Origin of the sequence: Terrabacter sp. MAHUQ-38, from assembly GCF_014518425.1 — a bacterium.
Lineage (GTDB): Bacteria > Actinomycetota > Actinomycetes > Actinomycetales > Dermatophilaceae > Terrabacter.
Window position 1 is genome coordinate 1121109 of record NZ_JACVCU010000001.1, and the last position, 21450, is coordinate 1142558.

Consider the following 21450-nt stretch of genomic DNA (forward strand, 5'->3'; position numbering starts at 1 on the left):
GTCGCCTCGTCCGCGTCCGTCGGCGTCCTCGAGGGACCGTCGGTTCGACGGGGCGTGATCTCGCAGTCGCGGTGGCCCACGAGTGGGACAATCGCTCCATGGCTGGGCTGGCCACAGACCCGCTCGCCGTGGGGAAGGCGGCACTCGCCGCAGGCGACTGGCCGGCCGCCCGCGCCGCCTTCGAGGCCGCGCTGGACCGTGACGACGCGCCGGAGGCACGGGACGGGCTCGGCAGAGCCCTGTGGTGGACCGCGGGCCCCGCCCGCGCCATTGCCGAGCGGACACATGCCTATTCGGGATATCGGCAGCGCGGCGACGACCGGGCGGCGGCACACGTGGCGCTGTGGATCGCGCACGAGTACCAGGTCGGAGTCGCCAACCCCGCCGCGGCCGGCGGTTGGCTGGCTCGCGCCGCGGGACTCCTCGAGCACGTGCCACAGGGCCCCGACCACGCGCGTCTCGAGCTGGTCCTCTGTGAGCGGGCGGGTGAGCGCCTCGAGGCACGCCAGCATGCGAAGGCCGCGCTCGAGATCGCCCGGCGGCTGGGCGACCCCGACCTGGAGATCGCTGCACTCGGGCGGCTCGGCCTCGCGGAGGTGAGGGTCGGCGCGGTCGAGTCCGGCATGTCGCGCCTCGACGAGGCGATGGCGGCCGCGCTCGGGGGTGAGGCCGCCGACCTGGAGACACTCGGCGAGCTCTGTTGCAACCTGCTCGCGGCCTGCGACCAGACGGGCGACGTCGATCGTCTCCGTCAGTGGAACCGCCTGCTGGACGAGGCAACCCACCAGCGCCACGAGCTACCGGTGATGAGCTTCTGCGGCTGCTGCAGTGCCGAGGCGCTCATTGCGGGTGGCCGCCTGGAGGACGCCGAGCGCGAGCTGGCTCGCGCGCTCCGGGTCGAGGACCGCACCGGCACGCACGGGCGATGTGTCGACCCCCGAGCGAGGCTCGCGGACCTACTCGTGCGGCAGGGCCGTTTCGAGGAGGCCGAACAGCTGCTGCCGGGAGCCGACGGGGACGGCTGGACGGTCCGCGCGCGCGCCGAGCTGCACCTCATGCGTGGCGAACCTGCGGCGGCCACCGTCGTGCTCGAGCGCCGACTACGCCAGATCGGCAGCGAGAGCCTGCTGGCCGTGACCGTGCTGGACCTGCTCGTACAGGGACGGCTGGCAGGGGGAGACCTCGATGCGGCCACCGAGGCCGCGCGCTCGCTGGAGGCCCTGGCCGCCGCAGCAGGGATCGACCGGGTCACCGCATATGCGGAGCGCGCCCTGGGCCGGGTCGCCGGAGCGGCCGGCACGGCCGGCGGGCTGGAGCACCTCGAGCGAGCGGTGGCGATCTTCTCGCGCCTGGGGATGGACCTCGAGGTCGGCCGAAGCCGGCTGGACCTGGCCCGCGGCCTTCGCACGGTCGACCGGCGGGCCGCGATCGTCGAGGGGCGCAACGCGATGGTCGCGCTGCACACGGCGCGGGCCAGCTACGAACGTGACACCGCCGCCGCGCTTCTGCGTGAGCTCGGTGACGACTCACGCCCCCTGGCTGCCCACGCCGTCCAGGACCTGACGCCTCGCGAGATCGAGGTGCTGCGTCTGCTCGGCGAAGGCCTCACCAACGCCGAGATAGCGCGTCGGCTGTTCATCTCGACCAAGACGGCCGGCAACCACGTGTCGAGCGTCCTGATGAAGCTCGGTGTGCGCAACCGCTCCCAGGCGGCGGCCGTTGCCCGGACCCGTGTGGGCCACGAACAGGGACCTGGATAGGGAAGATGCCCGAGGTGCGTGGGGTGGGACTGCGCGATGCTCGCCGGACAGTCCGACAACGAGGAGGAACCCATGCCAAAGGTTTCCAGGGAGACGGCATCGACCACTGAGACGGCGCCCGGTTACGAAGGCCATTTCGAGGATCTCGGCGGGTACACCGCGGCCTTCGAGACCTACACCGAGGACGCTGACCTGGCGCCACTGTTCGTAGGTCTGCCCGATGACCGCTGCCAGTGTCCGCACTGGGGCTTCGTGCTCAAGGGCAAGGTGACGTACCACCACGGTGACCGTTCGGAGACGTTCGAGGCCGGCGAGGCCTACTTCGTGCCGCCCGGGCACACCCCTGAGCTCCACGCCGGAACCGACCTCGTGGAGTTCAGCCCCACCGCCGAGCTCGAGCGCACCCTCGAGGTCGTGATGCGCAACGCCGAGTCCTCCCAGACTCAGTCCTGAGCGCCCGTCTACACGAAAGGAGCTGGCCATGATGGGAAAGGCAGTCGCAGTCGGCGCGGCAGCGCTGGTGATCGCGTTCGGTACGGCCGGACCGGCATCGGCCGAGGCCCAGCACCAGGCAAGCTGTATCGGGTTCGAGGCCTCGGGCATCGCGCCACCGGGATCATCGGACGAGTTCCCGGGAGGGATGGCGCAGCTGCAGGAGTACCTTCGCAGCGCGGTGGGCCACCCGACCGGCTTGATCGTCAGCGACGTGGCGCACCTGCAGCTGGGATCGCACGAGGCCTGTGACGCGGCCGGATGACGCGGTGCCTGCCGCCACGGTGCAGGCGGGAGCGGTTCACCCCGCTCCCGCCTGGTTCGCGTGCCGCTCAGGCCGCGAGCAGCACCTCGACCGTGGTGCCGACTCCGGCGTCGTGGGCCGGTCCGGCCAGCGTCCCGGTCGGGGCAGCCCCCTCGGTCGGCGTCGCGATGCTCGAGCCGACCCGGGAGGTGAGGTCGAGGACGCGACCGCCCGTCGCGCCGTCCGACGTGAGGTCGCGCAGCTCGCGGTGGGTGGCGCCGACGAGGCCGGTGATGCTCGACCCGAGCGCGATGCAGATCGCCTCGAGCACCTCCGACGACGGCTCCTTGAGGCCGCGCTCGACCTCGGAGAGGTAGGCGACCGAGATGCCGGCGCGCGCGGCGACCTCGGCGAGCGTGCGCCCCTGGCGGGTGCGCAGGCCGCGCAGCAGCCGGCCGTAGACCTCGCGCAGGAGCGGGAGGTGGGCGCTCGGGTGCGTCCGCGGTGCGATCTGGGTCATGGCGCTCTCCGATCTGGGGTCGTCTCCCCAGCGTCGCACGCGGCGGGCGCGGACGCCCCCTGCGTGCGGCACCCGGCCGTACGCCGTGGGCGAACTCGGGCTGCGGGCGTACGCCGGGCGACGCGCAAACATGTTGACGGCGTTTACATGATCGTCGACGCTGTCGGTGACGACGCCTACGCTGATAGACGCTCGCAACTCACTCGCACCACTCCATTCAGGGGAGCCCTCACCATGACCATCACCACCGACGCGCGCGCCGCGCGCGAACGGTCGACGGGGCCGGCCATCGAGGCCGAGCACCTCGTCAAACGATTCGGCGACATGACCGCCGTCGACGACGTCTCCTTCTCCGTTCCGCAGGGCTCGGTCCTCGGCCTGCTCGGCCCCAACGGCGCGGGCAAGACGACGACGGTCCGCATGATGACGACGTTGAGCACCCCGACGAGCGGCACCGCCCGCGTCGCCGGCCACGACGTCCGCACCGACCCGGAGGCCGTGCGTCACAGCATGGGCCTCACCGGCCAGGCCGCGACGGTCGACGAGTTCCTCACCGGGCGCGAGAACATCCTCCTGATGGGGTCGCTCTACGGCCTCAGCAAGACGCAGATCCGGTCCGCCTCCGACGAGCTGCTGGAGCGGTTCTCGCTCACCGACGCCGGCGACAAGGTCGTCAAGGAGTACTCAGGCGGCATGCGGCGCCGGCTCGACCTCGCCGTCAGCCTCATCGCCGCACCGCGCGTGCTCTTCCTCGACGAGCCGACGACCGGCCTCGACCCGCGCAGCCGCGTCGAGCTCTGGGAGGTGCTGCGCGCGCTCGTCGCCGACGGCACGACCCTGCTGCTCACGACGCAGTACCTCGAGGAGGCCGACCAGCTCGCCGACCGCATCGTCGTCATCGACCACGGCCGGATCATCGCCGAGGGCACGCCGCTCGAGCTCAAGGACCAGTCCGGCAAGGCGGCGCTCGTCGTCACCGTGTCGCATGCCGACCAGCTCGAGGCGGCGCGAGGCCTGCTCGCGTCGCACGTCCGCGAGGTCCACGTCGACGAAGGCGCCCGGCAGCTCACGGCTCCGGCCGACGGGCTGGCCGACGTGACGCGCATCGCGAGCGTCTTCGACGGCTCCGAGATCGTCCTCGACGACCTCGGCCTCAAGCGGCCCAGCCTCGACGACGTCTTCCTGCACCTCACGGGCCGGCGCGCCGAGGAGGCCACCGAGGAGGTCGGCGACGAGGTCACCGACGACACCGAGCCCGACCCGAAGGGAGGCCGGCCATGAGCGACACGACAGTGCGTCACGACGTTGCCACGGCCAGGAGCGCGCGGCTCACGATCGAGCCCCCCGGCCTGTGGAAGCAGGTGCGCACGCACGTCTGGCGCAACATCAAGCACATCCGCCGGATGCCCGAGATGCTCGCCGACGTCACGTTCCAGCCGATCATGTTCGTCGTCCTCTTCGCGTACGTCTTCGGCGGGTCCATCAACGCCGGGGTCAACTACCGCGAGTGGCTGCTGCCGGGCATCATGGCCCAGACGATGGCGTTCTCGTGCTTCGTCGTGGCCATCGGGCTGACGAACGACCTCAACAAGGGCATCATCGACCGGTTCCGGTCGCTGCCGATCTCGCGCGCGTCGGTCCTCATCGGTCGCAGCATCTCGAGCCTGATCCACTCGAGCATCGGCATCGTCGTCATGGCGGTGACCGGCCTGCTCATCGGCTGGCGCATCCACAACGGCTTCGGCAAGGCGGTGCTCGGGTTCGCCCTGCTGCTGCTGTTCGGGTTCGCGATGATGTGGTTCGGCATCCTCGCGGGGTCCCGGCTCAAGTCGGCGGAGGCCGTCCAGGGCGTCATGTTCACCGCGGTGTTCCCGCTGACGTTCCTCGCCGACACGTTCGCCCCGGCCGCCAACATGAGCCCCGCCTGGCTGCGCACCATCGCCGAGTGGAACCCGATCAGCTCACTGGTCCGGGCCATGCGTGAGCTGTGGGGCAACACCGTGCCGCTCGCGCCCGACTCGGCGCTGCCGCTGCACCACCCGGTGCTGTCGACGGTCATCTGGTCGGTGCTGCTGACCGCCGTCCTCGCGCCGCTGTCGATCCGCGCCTTCAACCACCGCACGACCGACTGACGCGGCCGGGACGCCCCGGCTCAGGCCGGAGGCATGCAGCGGACGACGGTGAGCTCCCCCTCGACCCGGACCTCGCCGGCCCCGTAGGGCACGAGCAGCACGTCGCCCCGTCCCACTTCGGTGGGGCGGGGCGCGTCGGCACCCGGGCTCGCCGTGGCCCCCGTGTGCGCCGTCGTCGTCAGGGTGCCCCGGCCCACGACCACGACGACGACGGCGAAGGCCGCGGGAGCGGTGACCGGCGCCGTCGTCGTGGCCCGCAGCACCTCGGCGCGGAAGAACTCGGCGGCCTGCTCGGGCAGCGCGGGGCCGGCACCCTCGACGTCGGTCCAGCGGCGACGCAGCGCCGCCAGGTCCGCGGCGGTGAGCGGGCCACGGGCCACGCTCTCGAGGGCGAGCGGCACCGAGAGGCCGAGGAAGGCGTGCTCCTTCTCGAGTCCGAACCGGCGGTGCTCGAGCATGACCGACAGGTCGGTCGGCTCCTGCAGCTCCAGCACGAGGACGCCCTCGCCGATGGCGTGCGGTTGACCGCCCGGCACGAGCACAGTGTCGCCCGGCGAGACCTCGATGCGGTTGAGGGCCGCCAGGAGGCGCTCGTCCTGGGCCTCGACGAGCTCGGCCAGCTCCTCGGCCGGCAGCTCCTCGCGGAAGCCGAGCCAGACGCTCGCGCCGGGCTCGGCATCGAGGACGATCCACGCCTCGGTCTTGCCGTGGTCGCAGTCGAGGTGGGCCGCAGCAAACGCCCGGTCGGGGTGTGAGTGCACCGGAAGGCGTTCGCCGGCGTCGAGCAGCTTCGTCAGCAGACCCGGAACGACTCCGTGGGCCGCGACGTGGTCGGGCCCGAGCCAGTGCTCGGGATCGGAGGCGAGCGCGTCCGGCAGCGACGTGCCGTCCGCCAGCACCGTGACGCCGTCGCCACCCTCGGCGAACAGGCGCGTCGTCGAGGCCAGCCAGTCCTCGGGTCGGTGTCCGTCGAAGTCGGCCGGCACGTCGAGGCCCCGGAAGGAAAGGATGCGTGCGCCGCCACGGTAGAAGCGGTGAGGGGTGTTGGGCGGCAGGCGGGTGGGTTCGGTCACGGTCGGGCTGCTCCTCCGGTGGTTCATCGGGTCGGCACCCCGCGGCGTACGCCGGACGCGCGCACGATGAGCCGCGTCGGCATGACGACGGTCTGCGCGGGCGACTCGTCGCCGAGCAGCCGCGCGAAGAGCTGCTGGGCGGCCTTCTGCCCCATGGCTGCCGGGTCCTGGTGCACGACCGTGACGGGCGGGTCGATGAGCGCCGCGAGCTCGAAGTCGTCGTAGCCGATGAGGGACAGGGGCAGCCGCAGCTCGCGTTGGGCGAGCAGCACCGCGAGGGTGATGCGGTTGTTGCCCGTGATGACGGCGGTGACCGACTCTAGCCCGTCGGTCCACCGCCTCAGGGTCTCCTGCACGGAGGCCGGTGTGTGCGGCCCCATCGACACGCGCGGAGTGCCGGGCAGGCCCAGTCCCTGGTGCGTGGCGACGAAGGCCTCCCGCCGCTGGCGCGCCGTCCAGAAGGCGGGGTCGTCACCGAAGAAGGCGATGCTCCGGTGCCCGTGCGCGACGAGGTGCTCGACGGCGCTGCGCACGCCGCCGTGGTTGTCGCTGAGCACGGTGTCGCGCGGCGTGCCCCGCACGGGCCGGTCCATGTAGACGATGGGGGTACTGCTCGCCTCGAGGACGGCGTCGGAGGAGGCGCTCTCGTCGGCCGGGACGACGACGATGCCGTCCACGCGGCGACTCACGAGGGCCTCGATGACGGCGCGCTCGCGCGACGGCGACCCCTCGGCAGATGCCGTGATCAGCTGGTGCTGCCGGATGCGTGCCTCGCGCTCGACCGCTGCGCCGACCTGCGAGTAGAAGGGGTTGGCCAGGTCCTCGACGACGAGGGCGATGGTGTAGGTCCTGCCCTGGCGCATCAGTCTGGCGCCGTCGTGGCGGCGGAAGCCGAGACGCTCGATGACCGCCCGGACCCGCTCGGCCGTGTCGGGTCGGACGCCTGGCTCGTGGTTGACCACCCGCGAGACGGTCTTGACCGAGACGTGCGCCTCGGCGGCGACGTCGGCCATGGTCGGGCGGGTGGCTGTCCGGTGGTCAGACAACGCTGTCATGCCGCCATCTGACCAGCGAGCGCCTGAAATGGCAACGCGTCGCCCGTGATCGGCGGTGCTGTCGGGGTGTTCTGTCCGATCGGATGTCCTGACCGGACAAGAACGCTTCGCAGTGTTGACGCCCTTGTCGACGGGGACGAGTCTCGGCCGAGTCGGACACGGCTCGGGGTCGCTGCTCCGACCACCCATCGAGCACGGCTCAACGACGAGCACGGAGGAACCCATGTCCCAGAGATCCGGGATCCGCAGAGGCGTCATCGCCCTCGCAGTCCTGGCCACGTCGACCGCGGGAGTGGTCGCCGGTCCATCACAGGCGGACGCCCATGGCGCCGCCGCACCACTCACAGCCCCGGCCGCGGATGCCGCGGCGGGCAACTTCTCGACGTCGTTCGAGACTGGGCAGCCGCAGCCCGCGCTCTCGACGGTCGAGTCCGGGCCGTCCGGTCCCCGCCAGCAGAACGTCAGCGGCCGGACGAGCAGCAACGGCAGCCTCCTCGAGTCGGTCGTCGGTGTCACGGCAAGCGCCGAGAACACCCCCGGTGAGGTCGCGGCCAACCTCGCCGACGCCAACCCCGACACCAAGTGGCTCGCCTTCGCCTCCACCGGCTGGGCCCGCTACCAGCTCTCGGCACCCGCGAAGGTCGTCACGTACACGCTCACCTCCGCCAACGACGCGCCCGAGCGTGACCCGAAGAACTTCACCCTGCAGGGGTCGACCGACGGCACGACCTGGACCGACCTCGACACCAGGTCGGACATCGACTTCGCGGCCCGCTTCGCCAAGCGCTCCTTCGACGTCGCCACGCCGGGCACCTACGCCTACTACCGGCTCAACGTCACGGCCGTGCACTCGGGAGGCATCGTCCAGCTCGCCGACTGGGACATCTCCGACGGCTCGACCGGCACCGGGCCGGCGACACCGATGGTCTCGAACGTCGGCTCGGGCCCGATCTCCGGCTTCAACATCAAGCCGCTCGCGGGCTGGACCGGCGTGAAGGCGCTGCGCTACTCCGGCGGCCACACGGCTGACGGCCGTGGCTACGCCTGGAACCGGCTCTTCGACGTCGACCTGCCCGTGACGCCGGCGACCGAGCTGCGCTACAAGATCTTCCCCGACATGGTCGCGGGCGACCTCAGCTACCCGTCGACGTATGCCGCGGTCGACCTCCACTTCACCGACGGCACCTACCTGTCCGACCTGAAACCCCGAGACTCGCACGGCGTCTCGGGCAGCCCGAACGGCCAGGGCGCCGGCAAGATCCTCTACGCGAGCCAGTGGAACGACGTGAAGCTCGCCGTGGGCCGCGTCGCCGCAGGCAAGACGGTCGACCGCATCCTCGTCGGCTACGACAACACCACCGCGACGTCCGACACGCGCTTCGGCGGCTGGATCGACGACCTCTCGGTCGAGGCCACCCCGGCCAGGGTCGACGCGTCCGACCTGACGAACTTCGTCGACACGCGCCGCGGCACGAACGCGTCCGGGTCGTTCTCGCGCGGCAACAACCTGCCGATCAGCGCCCTCCCGAACGGCTTCACGTTCTTCACGCCCGTGACGGACGCCAACTCGCAGTCGTGGGAGTACTACTACCAGTCGGCCAACAATGCGGCGAACCTCCCTCTCCTGCAAGGTCTTGCGATCTCGCACGAGCCGAGCCCGTGGATGGGTGACCGCAACCAGCTGTCGGTCATGCCGTCGATGACGGCCGGCACCCCGACCGGCAGCGCGACGGGACGTGCGCTCGCGTTCGACCACCGCACCGAGGTGGCCCGGCCCGACTACTACAAGGCCGTGCTCGCGGGTGGGCTCACCGCCGAGATGACGCCGGCCGACCACGGCGGTGTCTACCGGCTCACGTTCCCGGCCGCGACGTCGTCGGGGCACCTCGTGCTCGACACCGTCGACAACAACGGGACGTTCACCGTCGACGCCGCGACCGGGACCGTGACGGGCTGGGTCGACAACGGCAGTGGCTTGTCCGCCGGCCGGAGCCGGATGTTCGTCTACGGCACCTTCGACCGGGCAGCGACTGCCACCGGCATCGCGCCGAACGGCCACACCGGCACCCGGTACGCGACGTTCGACACGACCAGCACCAAGACGGTGGTGCTCAGGCTCGCCACGTCGTTCATCTCGCTCGACCAGGCCCGGCGCAACCACGCCCTCGAGCTGGCAGCGCGGGACTTCGAGGCCGTGCACGCGGCCGCGAAGACGGCGTGGAACGGCCGGCTCGGCGTCGTCGAGGCGAGGACCAACGTCGACACGAACTCCGACGAGCAACGCACCACGCTCTACTCGAACCTCTACCGGCTCAACCTCTACCCGAACAGCCAGTTCGAGAACACCGGCACGGCCGGGGCGCCGAAGTACCAGTACGCGAGCCCCGTTGCGGGCAAGTCGGGTTCGGCCACCGCGACGACGACGAACGCCGCGGTCAAGGACGGCAAGATCTACGTCAACAACGGCTTCTGGGACACCTACCGCACGGTGTGGCCGGCCTACAGCCTGCTCTACCCGGAGGTCGCGGCCGAGATCGCCGACGGCTTCGTCCAGCAGTACCGCGACGGCGGCTGGGTCGCCCGGTGGAGCTCGCCGGGCTACGCCGACCTCATGACCGGCACCAGCTCCGACGTGGCCTTCGCCGACGCGTACGTCAAGGGCGTCAAGCTGCCCGACCCGCTCGGCACCTACGACGCGGCACTCAGGAACGCGACGGTGCTCCCGACCTCGAGCGCGGTCGGACGCAAGGGCCTGGACACGTCGGTCTTCCTCGGCTACACGAGCACCGACACGGGCGAGAGCATCTCGTGGGGTCTCGAGGGGCTGGTCAACGACTACGGCATCGCCAACATGGCTGCGGCCCTGGCCAAGGACCCGGCGACCCCGGCGGCCCGCAAGGCGCAGCTGCTGGAGGAGTCGCAGTACTTCCTCGAGCGGTCGACGCACTACGGCAACGTCTTCAACCCGAAGGTGGGCTTCTTCCAGGGCCGCGGCGCCGACGGCAGCTTCCCGTCGACCTTCGACCCCGAGGCCTGGGGCGGTGACTTCACCGAGACCAACGGCTGGAACTTCGCCTTCCACGCGCCGCACGACGGCAACGGCCTGGCGAACCTCTACGGCGGCCGCGACGCGCTCGCCAAGAAGCTCGACACGTTCTTCTCCACCCCGGAGACGGCGACCAAACCGGGCGGCTACGGCGGCACGATCCACGAGATGCTCGAGGCTCGCGACGTCCGGATGGGCCAGCTCGGGCAGAGCAACCAGGTCTCGCACCACATCGCGTACATGTACGACTGGACCGGCCAGCAGTGGAAGACGGCCGAGAAGGTCCGCGAGATCATGCGCCGCCTCTACGTCGGCAACGACACCGCCCAGGGCTACCCGGGCGACGAGGACAACGGCGAGATGTCCGCGTGGTACGTCCTGTCGTCGCTCGGCTTCTACCCGCTCCAGGTCGGCTCGTCGCAGTGGGCCGTGGGCTCGCCGAAGTTCGAGCAGGTCACGGTGCACCGCACGCAGGGCGACCTCGTCGTCAACGCGCCGGGCAACTCCGAGCAGAACCTCTACGTCCAGAGCGTCACGGTCAACGGCGCCAAGGTGAAGAGCGTCTCGATCGACCAGTCGCAGATCGCCGGCGCGACGCGGGTCGACTTCGCGATGGGTGCCAAGCCCTCCGACTACGGTGTGCGTGCCCAGGACGCCCCGCCGTCGGTGACGCAGGGCACCGAGGCCCCGAAGCCGCTGAAGGACGCCACCGGACCCGGCCGTGGCACCGCGACGGCGACCGGTCTCGCCTCGGGCGCAGACGCGAAGGCGCTGTTCGACAACACGTCGCGCACGTCGGCGGCATTCGGCTCGGCCACGCCCACCGTGACCTTCGCCCTCGCAGGGGTCGGCCAGCGGGCGACGTGGTACACCGTGACCTCCGGTCCTCAGGCGGGCGACCCGTCCGCCTGGCGGCTCGAGGGATCGCGTGACGGTGGCGCGAGCTGGGCGGTGCTCGACACCCGGACGAACCAGGCGTTCCCGTGGCGTGTCCAGACGCGCCCGTTCAAGGTGGCCGCACCGGAGACGTACACGGCATACCGTCTGGTCGTCACGGCGACGACGGGCGCGGCCGCGCCGAACCTGTCGGAGCTCGAGCTGCTCACCGACGGCTCGTTCGCCCAGAACACGCAGGTCAAGGTGTCGGCGGCGGCCCCGTTCGAGGTCGTCGAGGACACGGCGTGGTCGGGCACGGTCGGCGAGTTCTCCGGCGGCGTCGGCAGCAAGCCGGTCGACGCGACGGCGACGATCGCGTGGGGTGACGGCACGACGTCGGCCGGCACGATCGAGGCCGGCGACCTCGGGTCGTACACGATCAGGGCCAGCCACACGTGGGCGGCACCCGGCTACTACCAGCCGAAGGTCACCGTCACGTCGGGCTCGACGTCGGCGAGCGCCCTCGGGGGCGTGACGGTGCACACCGCGGCCGTGCCGTCGTACGCCGCCGGGTTCGACTCGGTCTGCATCGGTCACGTCGGCGACGTGGTGCCGTGTGACGGCGACCGGGCGGGCCTGTCCCGTGAGGCGATCACCGCCGCCGGCGGCGTCCCGGGCAAGCTCGTCACCGTCCCGGGCACCGACCTGCGCTACTCGATCCCGGCCATCCCGGCGGGCGGGAAGGACAACGCGACCGGCGCGGGCCAGACGCTCGATGTCACCCTCGCCCCGGGCGCGACGAAGCTCTCGCTCATCGGCACGGCGACACAGAAGGACCAGGACACCGTCGGGACCGTGACGTTCAGTGACGGCACCAGTGCCAGCTACCCGATCCAGTACGGCGACTGGTGCGGTCCCGCGAAGTTCGGCAACGTCGTGGCTCTCGAGACGGGCTACCGCCTCAACGGCACCGGCACGGACAGCTGCCACGCGAAGCTCTTCGCGACGGCCCCGCTGACCATCCCCGCCGGCAAGACCGTCACCGGGATCACCCTGCCGACCCAGACCGGCGACCCCGGCACGGCCGGTCGGATCCACGTGTTCGCGGTCGCCGACAACGGCACGGCACTGACCGTCGAGCCGGGTGCCGACACCACGACGACCGCCAGGACCGCGACCACCGTCGCGCTGGGCGCGGTGTCGGGTGGGGTGCCGGCCTCCGGTGACCAGCGCTACCGCGCCCGGGTCCAGTGGGGCGACGGGACGGTGACCGAGGACGCGAGCGTCTCGGCCATCGGCTCCGACGGCACGGCCACGATCGGCGGCAGCCACACGTGGGCCGCCGCGGGCACCTACACGGTGCGGGTCCTGGCGTCCGACTCGCGCTCCGACGTGCTCGGCACGCTGACGGTCAGCGTGAAGTAGGCGCCGGAAGGGCCGCAGCCGCGGGGAGGCATGCCTCCCCGCGGCTGCGGGCTCACTTTGCGAGGTAGGCCGCGAGGTGCTGCCCGGTGAGGGTGTCGGCGCGGGCCAGCTCGGCCGGCGTGCCCTCGAAGACGACCTGACCGCCGTCATGCCCGGCGCCGGGGCCGATGTCGACGATCCAGTCGGCGTGGGCCATGACGGCGAGGTTGTGCTCGATGACGATGACGGAGTTGCCCTGCTCGACGAGGCGGTCGAGCATGCCGAGCAGCGTCTCGATGTCGGCCATGTGCAGGCCGGTGGTCGGCTCGTCGAGGACGTACGTGCCGGCCCCCTCGCCCATCCGGATCGCCAGCTTGAGGCGCTGGCGCTCCCCGCCGGACAGGGTCGAGAGCGGTTGCCCGAGACGGATGTAGCCGAGGCCCACGTCGACGAGCCGGTCGAGGATCTTGCGCGGCGTGCCTTTCGCGAAGAAGTCGCGAGCCTCCGAGACCGACAGGTCGAGGACCTCCGCGATGTTCTTGCCGTCGAGCTGGTAGGCGAGCACCTCCGGGGTGAACCGCTTGCCGCCGCACTCCTCGCAGGGCGTCGAGACGCCGGCCATCATCGCCAGGTCGGTGTAGACGACGCCGAGCCCCTTGCAGTTGGGGCAGGCGCCCTCGGAGTTGGCGGAGAAGAGCGCCGGTTTGACGCCGTTGGCCTTGGCGAAGAGCGTGCGGACGGGGTCGAGCAGACCGGTGTAGGTCGCGGGGTTGCTCCGCATCGACCCGCGGATCGCCGCCTGGTCGACGACGCGGACCTCACCGGCGCCGGCGAGCGACCCGTCGGCCAGCGACCCGTGGATGAGCGAGCTCTTGCCCGACCCGGCGACGCCCGTGATGACGGTCAGGACGCCGAGCGGCAGGTCCACGGAGACGTCCTTGAGGTTGTGCGTGGTGGCGTTGCGGATCGCGAGCTGCCCGGTGGGCCTCCGCGTGCCGTCGCGGGCACCTGGCCGGCTGTCGAGGTGTCGGCCGGTGAGCGTGTCGGAGGCGCGCAGGCCTGCGACGTCACCGGCATACGTCAGCTGCCCGCCGTACGAGCCCGCGGCGGGGCCGAGGTCGACGACGTGGTCGGCGCGCTCGATGACGGACGGCTTGTGCTCGACGACGAGGACGGTGTTTCCCTTGTCGCGCAAGCGGATCAGCAGGTCGGTCATCTTCGCGATGTCGTGCGGGTGCAGGCCGATCGTCGGCTCGTCGAAGACGTACGTGATGTCGGACAGGGCCGACCCGAGGTGCCGGACCATCTTGACCCGCTGGGCCTCGCCGCCCGACAGCGTGCCCGACTCGCGGTCGAGGGAGAGGTAGCCCAGCCCGACCTCGACGAGCGAGCCGAGCAGGTCGGTGAGCGACACGAGGGCCGGTCGCGCGGGAGCGCAGTCCGGGTCGTCGACGAGCGAGCGCACGAACGTCACCAGGTCGCTGATCTGCATCGCGCAGCACTCCGGCAGGGTGTGACCTGCCACCGTCGCCGTGCGCGCCGCCTCGTTGAGCCGCGACCCGCCGCACGCCGGGCAGGTCGTGAAGGTCGCGACGCGTTCGACGAACGCCTTGATGTGCTTCTGGCTGCTCTCGCTCTCCTTGTCGAGGAAGAGGCGCCTCACCTTGACGACGAGGCCCTCGTACGTCGTGTTCAGGCCGCCCGCCCGGACCTTCGTGGCGGGGGTGTACATGAACCAGTCCCACTCCTCGTCGGAGTAGTCGCGCAGCTTCTTGTCGGGGTCGAGCCGGCCGCCCTCGGCAAAGAGCTTCCAGTACCACGTGTTGGGGGTGAAGTTCGGGACCGTGATCGCGCCCTCGTTGAGGCTGAGGTCGCGGTCGACGATCGCCGACTCGTCGATGGCCGAGACCCTGCCGGTGCCCTCGCACTCGGGGCACATGCCGTCGGGCAGGTTGAAGCTGAAGTGGAAGGACGGCCCGACGTGTGGCGTCGACAGACGCGACCAGACGAGGCGCAGGACCGCGTTGACGTCGGTCGCCGTGCCGACGGTCGAGCGGGAGTTCGCGCCCATCCGCTCCTGGTCGACGACGATGGCCGCGCTGAGGTTCTCGAGGGCGTCGACGTCGGGCCGGGCCGGCGTCGCCATGAAGTTCTGGAGGAACGCGGAGTACGTCTCGTTGATGAGTCGCTGGCTCTCGGCGGCGATCGTGCCGAAGACCAGCGAGCTCTTGCCCGAGCCGGAGACGCCGGTGAAGACCGTCAGCGTGCGCTTCGGCACGTCGACATCGATGTCCTTGAGGTTGTTGACCCGGGCGCCGCGCACCCGGATCACGTCGTGGCGGTCGACCGCGCCCTGGCGCGTGCCCGCCGTCACCGGCTCAGCCTCTGGAACGCGCGAACGGCGAAGGGCAGGGTGATCGCGGTGACGAGGAGAGGCCACATGACCGCCAGCATGACAGCGTGCTCCGACACCCAGCCACCGCTCGTCGCGCCGGGGTTGCCGAACGCCTCGCGGGTCGCGGTCGTCGTCCACGAGAGCGGGTTCCACGTCGCGATGGCGCCGAGCCAGCCGGGCATCAGCTCGGGCGAGGCGAACGCGTTGGAGAGCATGGTCACCGGGTAGAGCAGGCCGAACAGCCCGTTGGCCATCTCGGCGCTCTTCGCCTTGAGCCCCAAGACGATTCCCAGCCACATCATCGCGAGCCGCAGCAACAGGAGCAGCGCGACCCCCAGTGCGAGACCGGCCAGCCCGGTGTTCCAGCGCCATCCGACGAGCAGGCCGCAGCCGAGCATGACGACGAGGCTGATGACGGAGTACAGCATGTTTGCCATGACCCGCCCCAGCACGACGGCCGACGGTGCGATCGGCATCGACCGGAAGCGGTCCATGACGCCCTTCGCGTTGTCGGCCTGCACCGCGGCGACGGTCTCACCGAGCCCGAACGCCATCGTCTGCACGAACATCCCCGGCATCAGGAACTGCTGGTAGCTGCCGCCGCCGGCGACCTGCATCGAGCTGCCCAGGACGTAGGCGAAGAGCAGCACGAAGATGATGGGGAAGAGCAGCGTCCACAGGATCAGCTGCGGCTCGCGCACCCAGTGCGACACGTCGCGACCGGCGATGAGGAGCCCGTCGCGCAGCGCCCACCTCAGCCGCTCGCCGAGCCCATGCCCGCCCTGCACAGGAACCTGCACCGTTGCCGTCGTCATCGGGTCACCTCCACGTCGTCCCTCTCGTCCTGCTCGTCGGTCACCGCGTCCGTATGCCGTGTGGCCGGGTCGGCCGCGTCGGTGGCGTCCTCGGCCTCCTCGGCGGAGTGTCCCGTCAGCCGGAGGAACACGTCGTCGAGAGTCGGTCGGCGCAGCCCGATGTCGTCGATGCCGACGCCCTCCCGGCCGAGCTCCTCGAGGACCGAGCCGATGGCGGTGACCCGGTCGGCGACCGGCGCGCCCACGGTGCCGGTCTCGACGTCGACGACGGGATCGCCGCTGGCCCACCGCGCCACGGCGGCGCGCGCCCGGTCGAGGTCGGCCCGGTCGGCGACGGTCACCTCGAGCCGGTCGCCGCCGACCCGGCGCTTGAGGTCGTCCGGCCGCCCCTCGGCGATGACGAGGCCGCGGTCCATGACCGACACGCCGGAGGCGAGCTGGTCGGCCTCGTCGAGGTACTGGGTCGTGAGGAGCACCGTCGTGCCGTCGGCGACGAGCTGTCGGATCGCGGTCCAGACCTCGCCGCGGTTGCGCGGGTCGAGCCCCGTCGTCGGCTCGTCGAGGAAGAGCACCTCGGGCTGCAGGAGCAGGGTCACGGCGAGATCGAGCCGGCGCCGCATGCCGCCCGAGTACTGCTTGACCGGCTTGTCGGCGGCCTCCTGCAGCTCGAACTGGGTGAGCAGCTCGTCGGCACGGTCCCGGGCGGCACGCTTGCCGAGGCGGTTGAGCCGCGCGAAGAGCACGAGGTTCTGCCGGCCCCCGAGGATCTCGTCGACGGCCGGTGTCTGGCCCGACAGGCCGATCCGGCGGCGGACCTCGTGCGGCGCGGTGCGCACGTCGACCCCGGCGACGGTGGCCTCGCCATGCTCGAGGGCGAGGAGGGTCGTCAGGGTGCGGACGGCGGTCGTCTTGCCGGCGCCGTTGGGGCCGAGCAGACCCCAGACGACCCCGCGGGGCACTTCGAGGTCGAAGCCGTCCAGTGCCCGCTTGCCGGCATACGTCTTGACGAGCCCGCGGGCGACGATCGCGGGTTCGGGGTGTGCAGCCACGGCATTCCTCCCTCTGCCTATACGCTGTAAAGTGATTCTTGGAACAATAGATTACGCCGTAAGGAGTTGGCAAGCCCGTGGTGATCTACGTCGGTCAGGGCGACCCCGAGAAGTCCATGCGCCTGCTCTGGGGCGCGGTGCCGCAGGCGCCGCCGCGCCGAGGGCCGAAGGCCGCGATCAGCGTCGACGACATCGTCGCGGCGGCCATCGGGCTCGCCGACGAGGGCGGCATCGACGCGGTCTCCATGCGCGCCGTGGGGGAGCGGCTCGGCCGCACCCCGATGGCGCTCTACACGCACGTGCCGGGCAAGGCCGAGCTCATCGAGCTGATGTGGGACCGCGTGCTCGCCGGGCTGCCCACCTCCTACGACACGAGTGGGGGCTGGCGGGCGGCCTTGCGCGCGTGGGCGATCGACGTGTGGGAGTTCCACCTCGCGCACGCGTGGACCCTCGACGTGTCCGGGGCGCGCGGCGGTCTCGGGCCGCACGAGACCCAGCAGCAGGAGACCTCCGGCTCGATCCTCGACGGGCTCGGCCTGTCGGGCCGCGACGTCATGCGCTGCGTCTGGTCGGTCTCGCGGCTCGTCCACGGCTCCGCGCGGGCCATGGCCGAGACCCGCCAGGCGACGACCGCCACCGGCGTCGACGAGTACGACTGGTGGTACGCCCGGTCCGGCATGTTCAACGAGGTCGCGCCCGACTATGCGGACCGGTTCCCGTTCCTGACGCGCATCGCCGCCGAAGGCACCTTCGAGGCGCTCGGCGACGGTGAGTCCTACCTCGAGGCCGAGGCCCGCGACACCTTCGAGTTCAGCCTCGAGCGCCTGCTCGACGGCATCGAGACCTTCATCGAGTCGTCCGGGCGGCCCTAGCCGTGCTGCCCGCCGGCGCGCCCGGGACCGGAACGCCGCGGCCCGCCACCGAGGAGGTGATGGCGGGACGCGGCCACTCGTGCGAGGGCGCGCAGGACCGGCTTCGTCGACGGACCTGCGCGCAGCCCCTGAGTAACCTAGGTGCCGGCAGGCACCCGTGGGGTAAAGAGTCGGTCAGGAAATCCTGAGAGTCAGGACGTGGCTGCCGACTGGTAGACGGCCTGCTCGACGTTGCCGAAGTACGGGCCGTACATGACGTCCTTCTCGCCGCGGTAGCCGAACGAGTTGAGCGAGTTGAGCTTGCCACCGGTGATCCAGCCGCCGCCCGAGGAGCCGCCGGTCATGGTGCACGGCAGCCGGTTGTCCGTGGAGCCGCGGCTGTCCTTCGTCGTGGGGCCCGAGCAGCGCCACAGGGTCTGGCCGTCGTACGGGCTCGCCTGCGGGTAGCCGTACGCGTCGAAGGTCAGGTTGTAGCCGAGGTTGAACGCGATCGGGTAGGAGCCGCCCACCGCGCCGACGAGCGTCTTGCCGCCCAGGGTGTTCATGACGGCGAACCCGATGTCGTGGTTGAAGTCACCGCTCGTGCGCCACTGCTCGGTCGTGAGCAGGGTCCTGGCCGTGAACGTGCCGTAGGGGCGGTTCCCGTTCTCGTACTTGGGCACGAAGGCGAAGTTCGTCACGTAGGCCCCCGGCCCCTCGTTGACGCAGTGGCCGGCCGTCGTGACGAGCGAGTTGTTGGCACTCTGCGTCACGGTGCCCGAGCACACGTAGTTGAGGCCGCGCTCGGTGAAGAAGACCTTGCCGAAGAGCGGTGTGGCCGGGACCTGCACGGCGGTCGCGCTGCTCGTACCGCCGCCGGGCTTGCCCTTGAGGGGGAGGTACCTGTTCTCGCGGGGGATCGCGCTCTTCATCCGCGCCGGCGTCCAGTACTGCGTGATCCGCTTCTGCTCCGCCTGGGTCGTGGCCGCGGGGTGGCGCTCGACGTGGTTGTTCGTCCGCGCGGCCGTGGCCGTGGGCGCGACCGAGACCATCAGCGCGAGTGCTCCGGCGCCCATTGCCGCCGCAGCTGTCCTCATCATGGTGCGCATGCAGTTCCTCCGTCCAGGGAGGGCCGCCCGGCCAACCCCCGATCGGCGGCCCGGAATGCACGCTATGCGCCCAGAGGTCGGCACGGGACGGTTTTGCAGGTAAAGATCTGGTCTGGGACGGGGTCGCGGCTCCCGCCGGCCGGACCGGGGCTCAGACGGCCTGCGTGCGCAGCCAGTCGATGTCGGCCTTCTGCCCCTCGAGGCCGCCGGGCGTCTCGCACACCACCGGCGCGTTGGCGGCCCGGATGACGCCGGCGAGCGCGTCGCCGGCGATGTGGCCCGAGCCGAAGTTCGTGTGCCGGTCTGCGCCCGAGTCGAACTCGTCGCGCGAGTCGTTGGCGTGCACGAGGTCGATGCGACCGGTGATGGCCCGCACCTCGTCGACGACGGTGCCGAGGTCGTTGCCGCCGGCGTGGGCGTGGCAGGTGTCGAGGCAGAAGCCCACGGTGTCGCCACCGCTGGCCCGGCCGACCGCGTCCCACAGCCGGGCGATCGCCTCGAGCCGACGTGCCATGGCGTTGTCGCCGCCCGCGGTGTTCTCGATGAGGAGCGGCACGGGCATGTCGAGGCCGTCGATGCACTTGCGCCAGTTGTCGAAGCCGACCGCGGCGTCCTCGTCGACGCCGAGGTGGCCGCCGTGCACGATGACGCCCTTCGCGCCGATCTCGCCGGCGGCGGTGAGGTGCTGCTGGAGCAGCTTGCGTCCGGGGATGCGGATGCGGTTGTTGAGGCTCGCGACGTTGATGGGGTAGGGCGCGTGGACGTAGAGGTCGACGCCCGCGGCCTCGGCGTCGGCCCGCAGCGCCGCCGCGCCACCGGCATACCGGATGACCGGGCCCTTGTAGCTCTGGGGGTCGCCCAGGAAGAACTGCGAGAGCGACGCCCCGCGGGCCCTCGCCTCGGCGATCGGGTCCTCCTGGTCGACGTGCGCACCGATGTGTAGAGCCATGGACAGAGCGTATGCTGCCCCGCCGACACGAATTTCCGCGGCCGTGTCGAAGTGCGCCGGGCCCGTTCGACGTGAGGGCATGACGACGATCACCGAGACCCCGACCACCCCGACCACCCCGACCAGCACGCCCACGCGACGCCAGTGGCTCGCCCTCGGCGTCCTCGCCCTGACGGCGCTGCTCCTGTCGCTCGACGTCAGCGTGCTCTACCTCGCGCTGCCGGAGCTGTCCGCCGACCTCGGTGCGACGACCACGCAACAGCTGTGGATGCTCGACATCTACTCGTTCGTCCTCGCCGGCTTCCTCGTGACGATGGGCGCCGTCGGTGACCGGATCGGGCGCAAGCGCCTCCTGCTCACCGGCGCCGTCGCGTTCGGCGTCGCGAGCGCCGCCGCGGCCTACGCCACGAGCCCCGGCCAGCTCGTGTTCTGGCGCGCCGTCCTCGGCATCGCCGGCGCGACCCTGATGCCCTCGACGATGGGCCTGATCCGCACGATCTTCAGCGACGAGAAGTCGATGATGACCGCGATCGGCATCTGGTACTCGTGCTTCATGGGCGGCATGGCCGTCGGACCGCTCGTCGGCGGTGTCCTGCTCCAGCACTTCTGGTGGGGCTCGGCGTTCCTGCTCGGCGTGCCGTTCATGATCCTGCTCGTGGTCGTCGGCCGCCGGGTGCTGCCCGAGTCCGACCGCCAGGCCGGTGCCAGGGTGGACCTGGCGAGCTCGGTCCTGTCGCTCGCGGCGATCCTGCCGGTCATCTACGGCTTCAAGGAGATCGCCCGCGGTGGCGACACGACGACGGCCCTGCTCACGATGTCCGCCGGCTTCGCGATGGGTGTCGTCTTCGTCCGCCGCCAGCGCCGCATCGACAACCCCCTCGTCGACCTGGCGCTCTTCCGCAGCCGCGCCTTCTCGACCGCCCTGGCCGTGATGCTCGCCGGCGGCGTGGTCATGGCCGGTGTCTCGTTCCTCAGCTCGCAGTGGCTCCAGCTCGTCGCCGGGCTCGACACGCTCGGTGCCGGCCTCTGGATGCTTCCGGCCAACATCGCCCTGCTCATCGGCTCGTCGTCGTCGGCGAAGATCGCCGCCCGGCTGGGCACCGCCCGCACGATGGCCTCCGGCCTCGTCGTCTGCGCCGCGGGCCTGGCGCTCTACACGCTGGTCGGACCCGCCGGTGGCCTGGGCCTGCTCGTCTTCGGCATGTGCCTGGCATCGTTCGGGATCATGCTCCCGTCGACCCTGACGATGTCGGTCATGATGCAGTCCGCGCCGCCCGAGCGCGCCGGCTCGGTCGCCTCGATGTCGGAGACGTCGGCCGAGTTCGGGATCGCGGTGGGCGTCGCCGGCCTCGGCTCGCTCGCGACGTTCGTCTACCGCGACCAGCTCACGCCGTATGCCGCCGGGCACGCCTCCGGGGCCACGAGCTCGGCGCTCGACTCCCTCGCCGGGGCCCTCCAGGCTGCGGGCTCCCTGCCCGTCGCCGCGGCCGACGAGCTCGTCGCCGCCGCACAGTCGGCCTTCACCACCAGCCTCAACGTCGTCGCCGGTGTCGGGGCGTCCCTGTTCATCGTGTGCGCCGTGCTCACCCTGCGGGTACTGCGCACGCGCTGACCTCGCCCGCCTCCACCCACTCGAACCGGACGCGCCGCGACCTTCGCGGCGCGTCCGGTTCGACGGGC

Annotated in this window: 16 protein-coding genes; 8 read left to right on the forward strand and 8 right to left on the reverse strand. The window is 71.3% G+C overall.

All coding sequences use genetic code 11. The features are described 5' to 3' along the window. Positions 1–98 precede the first annotated feature (98 nt). The 3 genes from H9I49_RS24180 (at position 99) to H9I49_RS05255 (ending at position 2517) form a co-directional block, all read left to right on the forward strand. Positions 99–1760 (forward strand): LuxR family transcriptional regulator, encoded by a 1662-nt coding sequence (locus tag H9I49_RS24180; protein WP_304650669.1) that lies wholly within the window; start codon positions 99–101, stop codon positions 1758–1760. Positions 1761–1832: 72 nt separating this feature from the next. After that, positions 1833–2213 carry a cupin domain-containing protein gene (locus tag H9I49_RS05250; RefSeq protein ID WP_188029224.1) on the forward strand — a complete coding sequence of 127 codons (381 nt, stop codon included), beginning with the start codon at positions 1833–1835 and terminating at the stop codon, positions 2211–2213. Between the two features lie 28 nt (positions 2214–2241). Continuing rightward, a complete protein-coding gene (locus tag H9I49_RS05255) occupies positions 2242–2517 on the forward strand; it encodes a hypothetical protein (RefSeq protein ID WP_188029225.1) in 276 nt (91 codons plus the stop codon). Positions 2518–2584: 67 nt separating this feature from the next. Here the strand turns inward: H9I49_RS05255 and H9I49_RS24185 are convergent, their stop codons facing one another. Further along, entirely contained in the window at positions 2585–3016 is a 432-nt protein-coding gene (locus H9I49_RS24185) for a helix-turn-helix domain-containing protein (RefSeq protein WP_188029226.1), read from the reverse strand. A 234-nt stretch (positions 3017–3250) separates the two neighbouring features. Here H9I49_RS24185 and H9I49_RS05265 point away from each other — a divergent pair, with 234 nt between their 5' ends. Further along, a complete protein-coding gene (locus H9I49_RS05265; protein ID WP_188029227.1) occupies positions 3251–4297 on the forward strand; it encodes an ATP-binding cassette domain-containing protein in 1047 nt (348 codons plus the stop codon). Then, on the forward strand, positions 4294–5148 hold the full coding sequence (locus H9I49_RS05270; RefSeq protein ID WP_188029228.1) for an ABC transporter permease: 855 nt from the start codon (positions 4294–4296) through the stop codon (positions 5146–5148). The genes H9I49_RS05265 and H9I49_RS05270 overlap by 4 nt, the downstream gene beginning before the upstream one ends. 20 nt (positions 5149–5168) lie before the next feature. On the opposite strand, the gene H9I49_RS05275 is transcribed toward H9I49_RS05270, so the two are convergent. Both H9I49_RS05275 and H9I49_RS05280 read right to left on the reverse strand, forming a co-directional pair. Then, positions 5169–6221, reverse strand: a complete 1053-nt coding sequence (locus H9I49_RS05275) for a class I mannose-6-phosphate isomerase (protein ID WP_188029229.1) — start codon at positions 6219–6221, stop codon at positions 5169–5171. A gap of 23 nt (positions 6222–6244) precedes the next feature. After that, positions 6245–7276 carry a LacI family DNA-binding transcriptional regulator gene (locus H9I49_RS05280; RefSeq protein ID WP_255523606.1) on the reverse strand — a complete coding sequence of 344 codons (1032 nt, stop codon included), beginning with the start codon at positions 7274–7276 and terminating at the stop codon, positions 6245–6247. Between the two features lie 223 nt (positions 7277–7499). On the opposite strand from H9I49_RS05280, the gene H9I49_RS05285 reads away from it, so the two are divergent. Then, positions 7500–12623 carry a GH92 family glycosyl hydrolase gene (locus H9I49_RS05285; RefSeq protein WP_188029230.1) on the forward strand — a complete coding sequence of 1708 codons (5124 nt, stop codon included), beginning with the start codon at positions 7500–7502 and terminating at the stop codon, positions 12621–12623. A gap of 52 nt (positions 12624–12675) precedes the next feature. On the opposite strand, the gene H9I49_RS05290 is transcribed toward H9I49_RS05285, so the two are convergent. From H9I49_RS05290 to H9I49_RS05295, 3 genes are read right to left on the reverse strand one after another with little or no spacing between them, the layout of a single operon-like run. Then, on the reverse strand, positions 12676–14976 hold the full coding sequence (locus tag H9I49_RS05290) for an ATP-binding cassette domain-containing protein (RefSeq protein WP_370587436.1): 2301 nt from the start codon (positions 14974–14976) through the stop codon (positions 12676–12678). Beyond that, a complete protein-coding gene (locus H9I49_RS23400) occupies positions 14973–15812 on the reverse strand; it encodes an ABC transporter permease (protein ID WP_223128252.1) in 840 nt (279 codons plus the stop codon). The genes H9I49_RS05290 and H9I49_RS23400 overlap by 4 nt, the downstream gene beginning before the upstream one ends. Beyond that, the gene (locus H9I49_RS05295; RefSeq protein WP_188029232.1) at positions 15809–16861 is read right to left on the reverse strand and encodes an ATP-binding cassette domain-containing protein; all 1053 of its coding nucleotides are present in this window, start codon (positions 16859–16861) and stop codon (positions 15809–15811) included. The genes H9I49_RS23400 and H9I49_RS05295 overlap by 4 nt, the downstream gene beginning before the upstream one ends. Positions 16862–16938: 77 nt before the next feature. On the opposite strand from H9I49_RS05295, the gene H9I49_RS05300 reads away from it, so the two are divergent. Beyond that, the gene (locus H9I49_RS05300) at positions 16939–17733 is read left to right on the forward strand and encodes a TetR/AcrR family transcriptional regulator (protein WP_188029233.1); all 795 of its coding nucleotides are present in this window, start codon (positions 16939–16941) and stop codon (positions 17731–17733) included. A gap of 191 nt (positions 17734–17924) precedes the next feature. On the opposite strand, the gene H9I49_RS05305 is transcribed toward H9I49_RS05300, so the two are convergent. Both H9I49_RS05305 and H9I49_RS05310 read right to left on the reverse strand, forming a co-directional pair. Beyond that, positions 17925–18821: a serine protease gene (locus H9I49_RS05305; RefSeq protein ID WP_255523607.1), complete on the reverse strand. Its 897-nt coding sequence runs from the start codon at positions 18819–18821 to the stop codon at positions 17925–17927. A gap of 151 nt (positions 18822–18972) precedes the next feature. Continuing rightward, entirely contained in the window at positions 18973–19770 is a 798-nt protein-coding gene (locus H9I49_RS05310) for a deoxyribonuclease IV (protein WP_188029234.1), read from the reverse strand. A 79-nt stretch (positions 19771–19849) separates the two neighbouring features. Between H9I49_RS05310 and H9I49_RS05315 the strand changes: the two genes are divergently transcribed. After that, positions 19850–21382, forward strand: a complete 1533-nt coding sequence (locus H9I49_RS05315; protein ID WP_188029235.1) for an MFS transporter — start codon at positions 19850–19852, stop codon at positions 21380–21382. Positions 21383–21450: the final 68 nt, after the last annotated feature.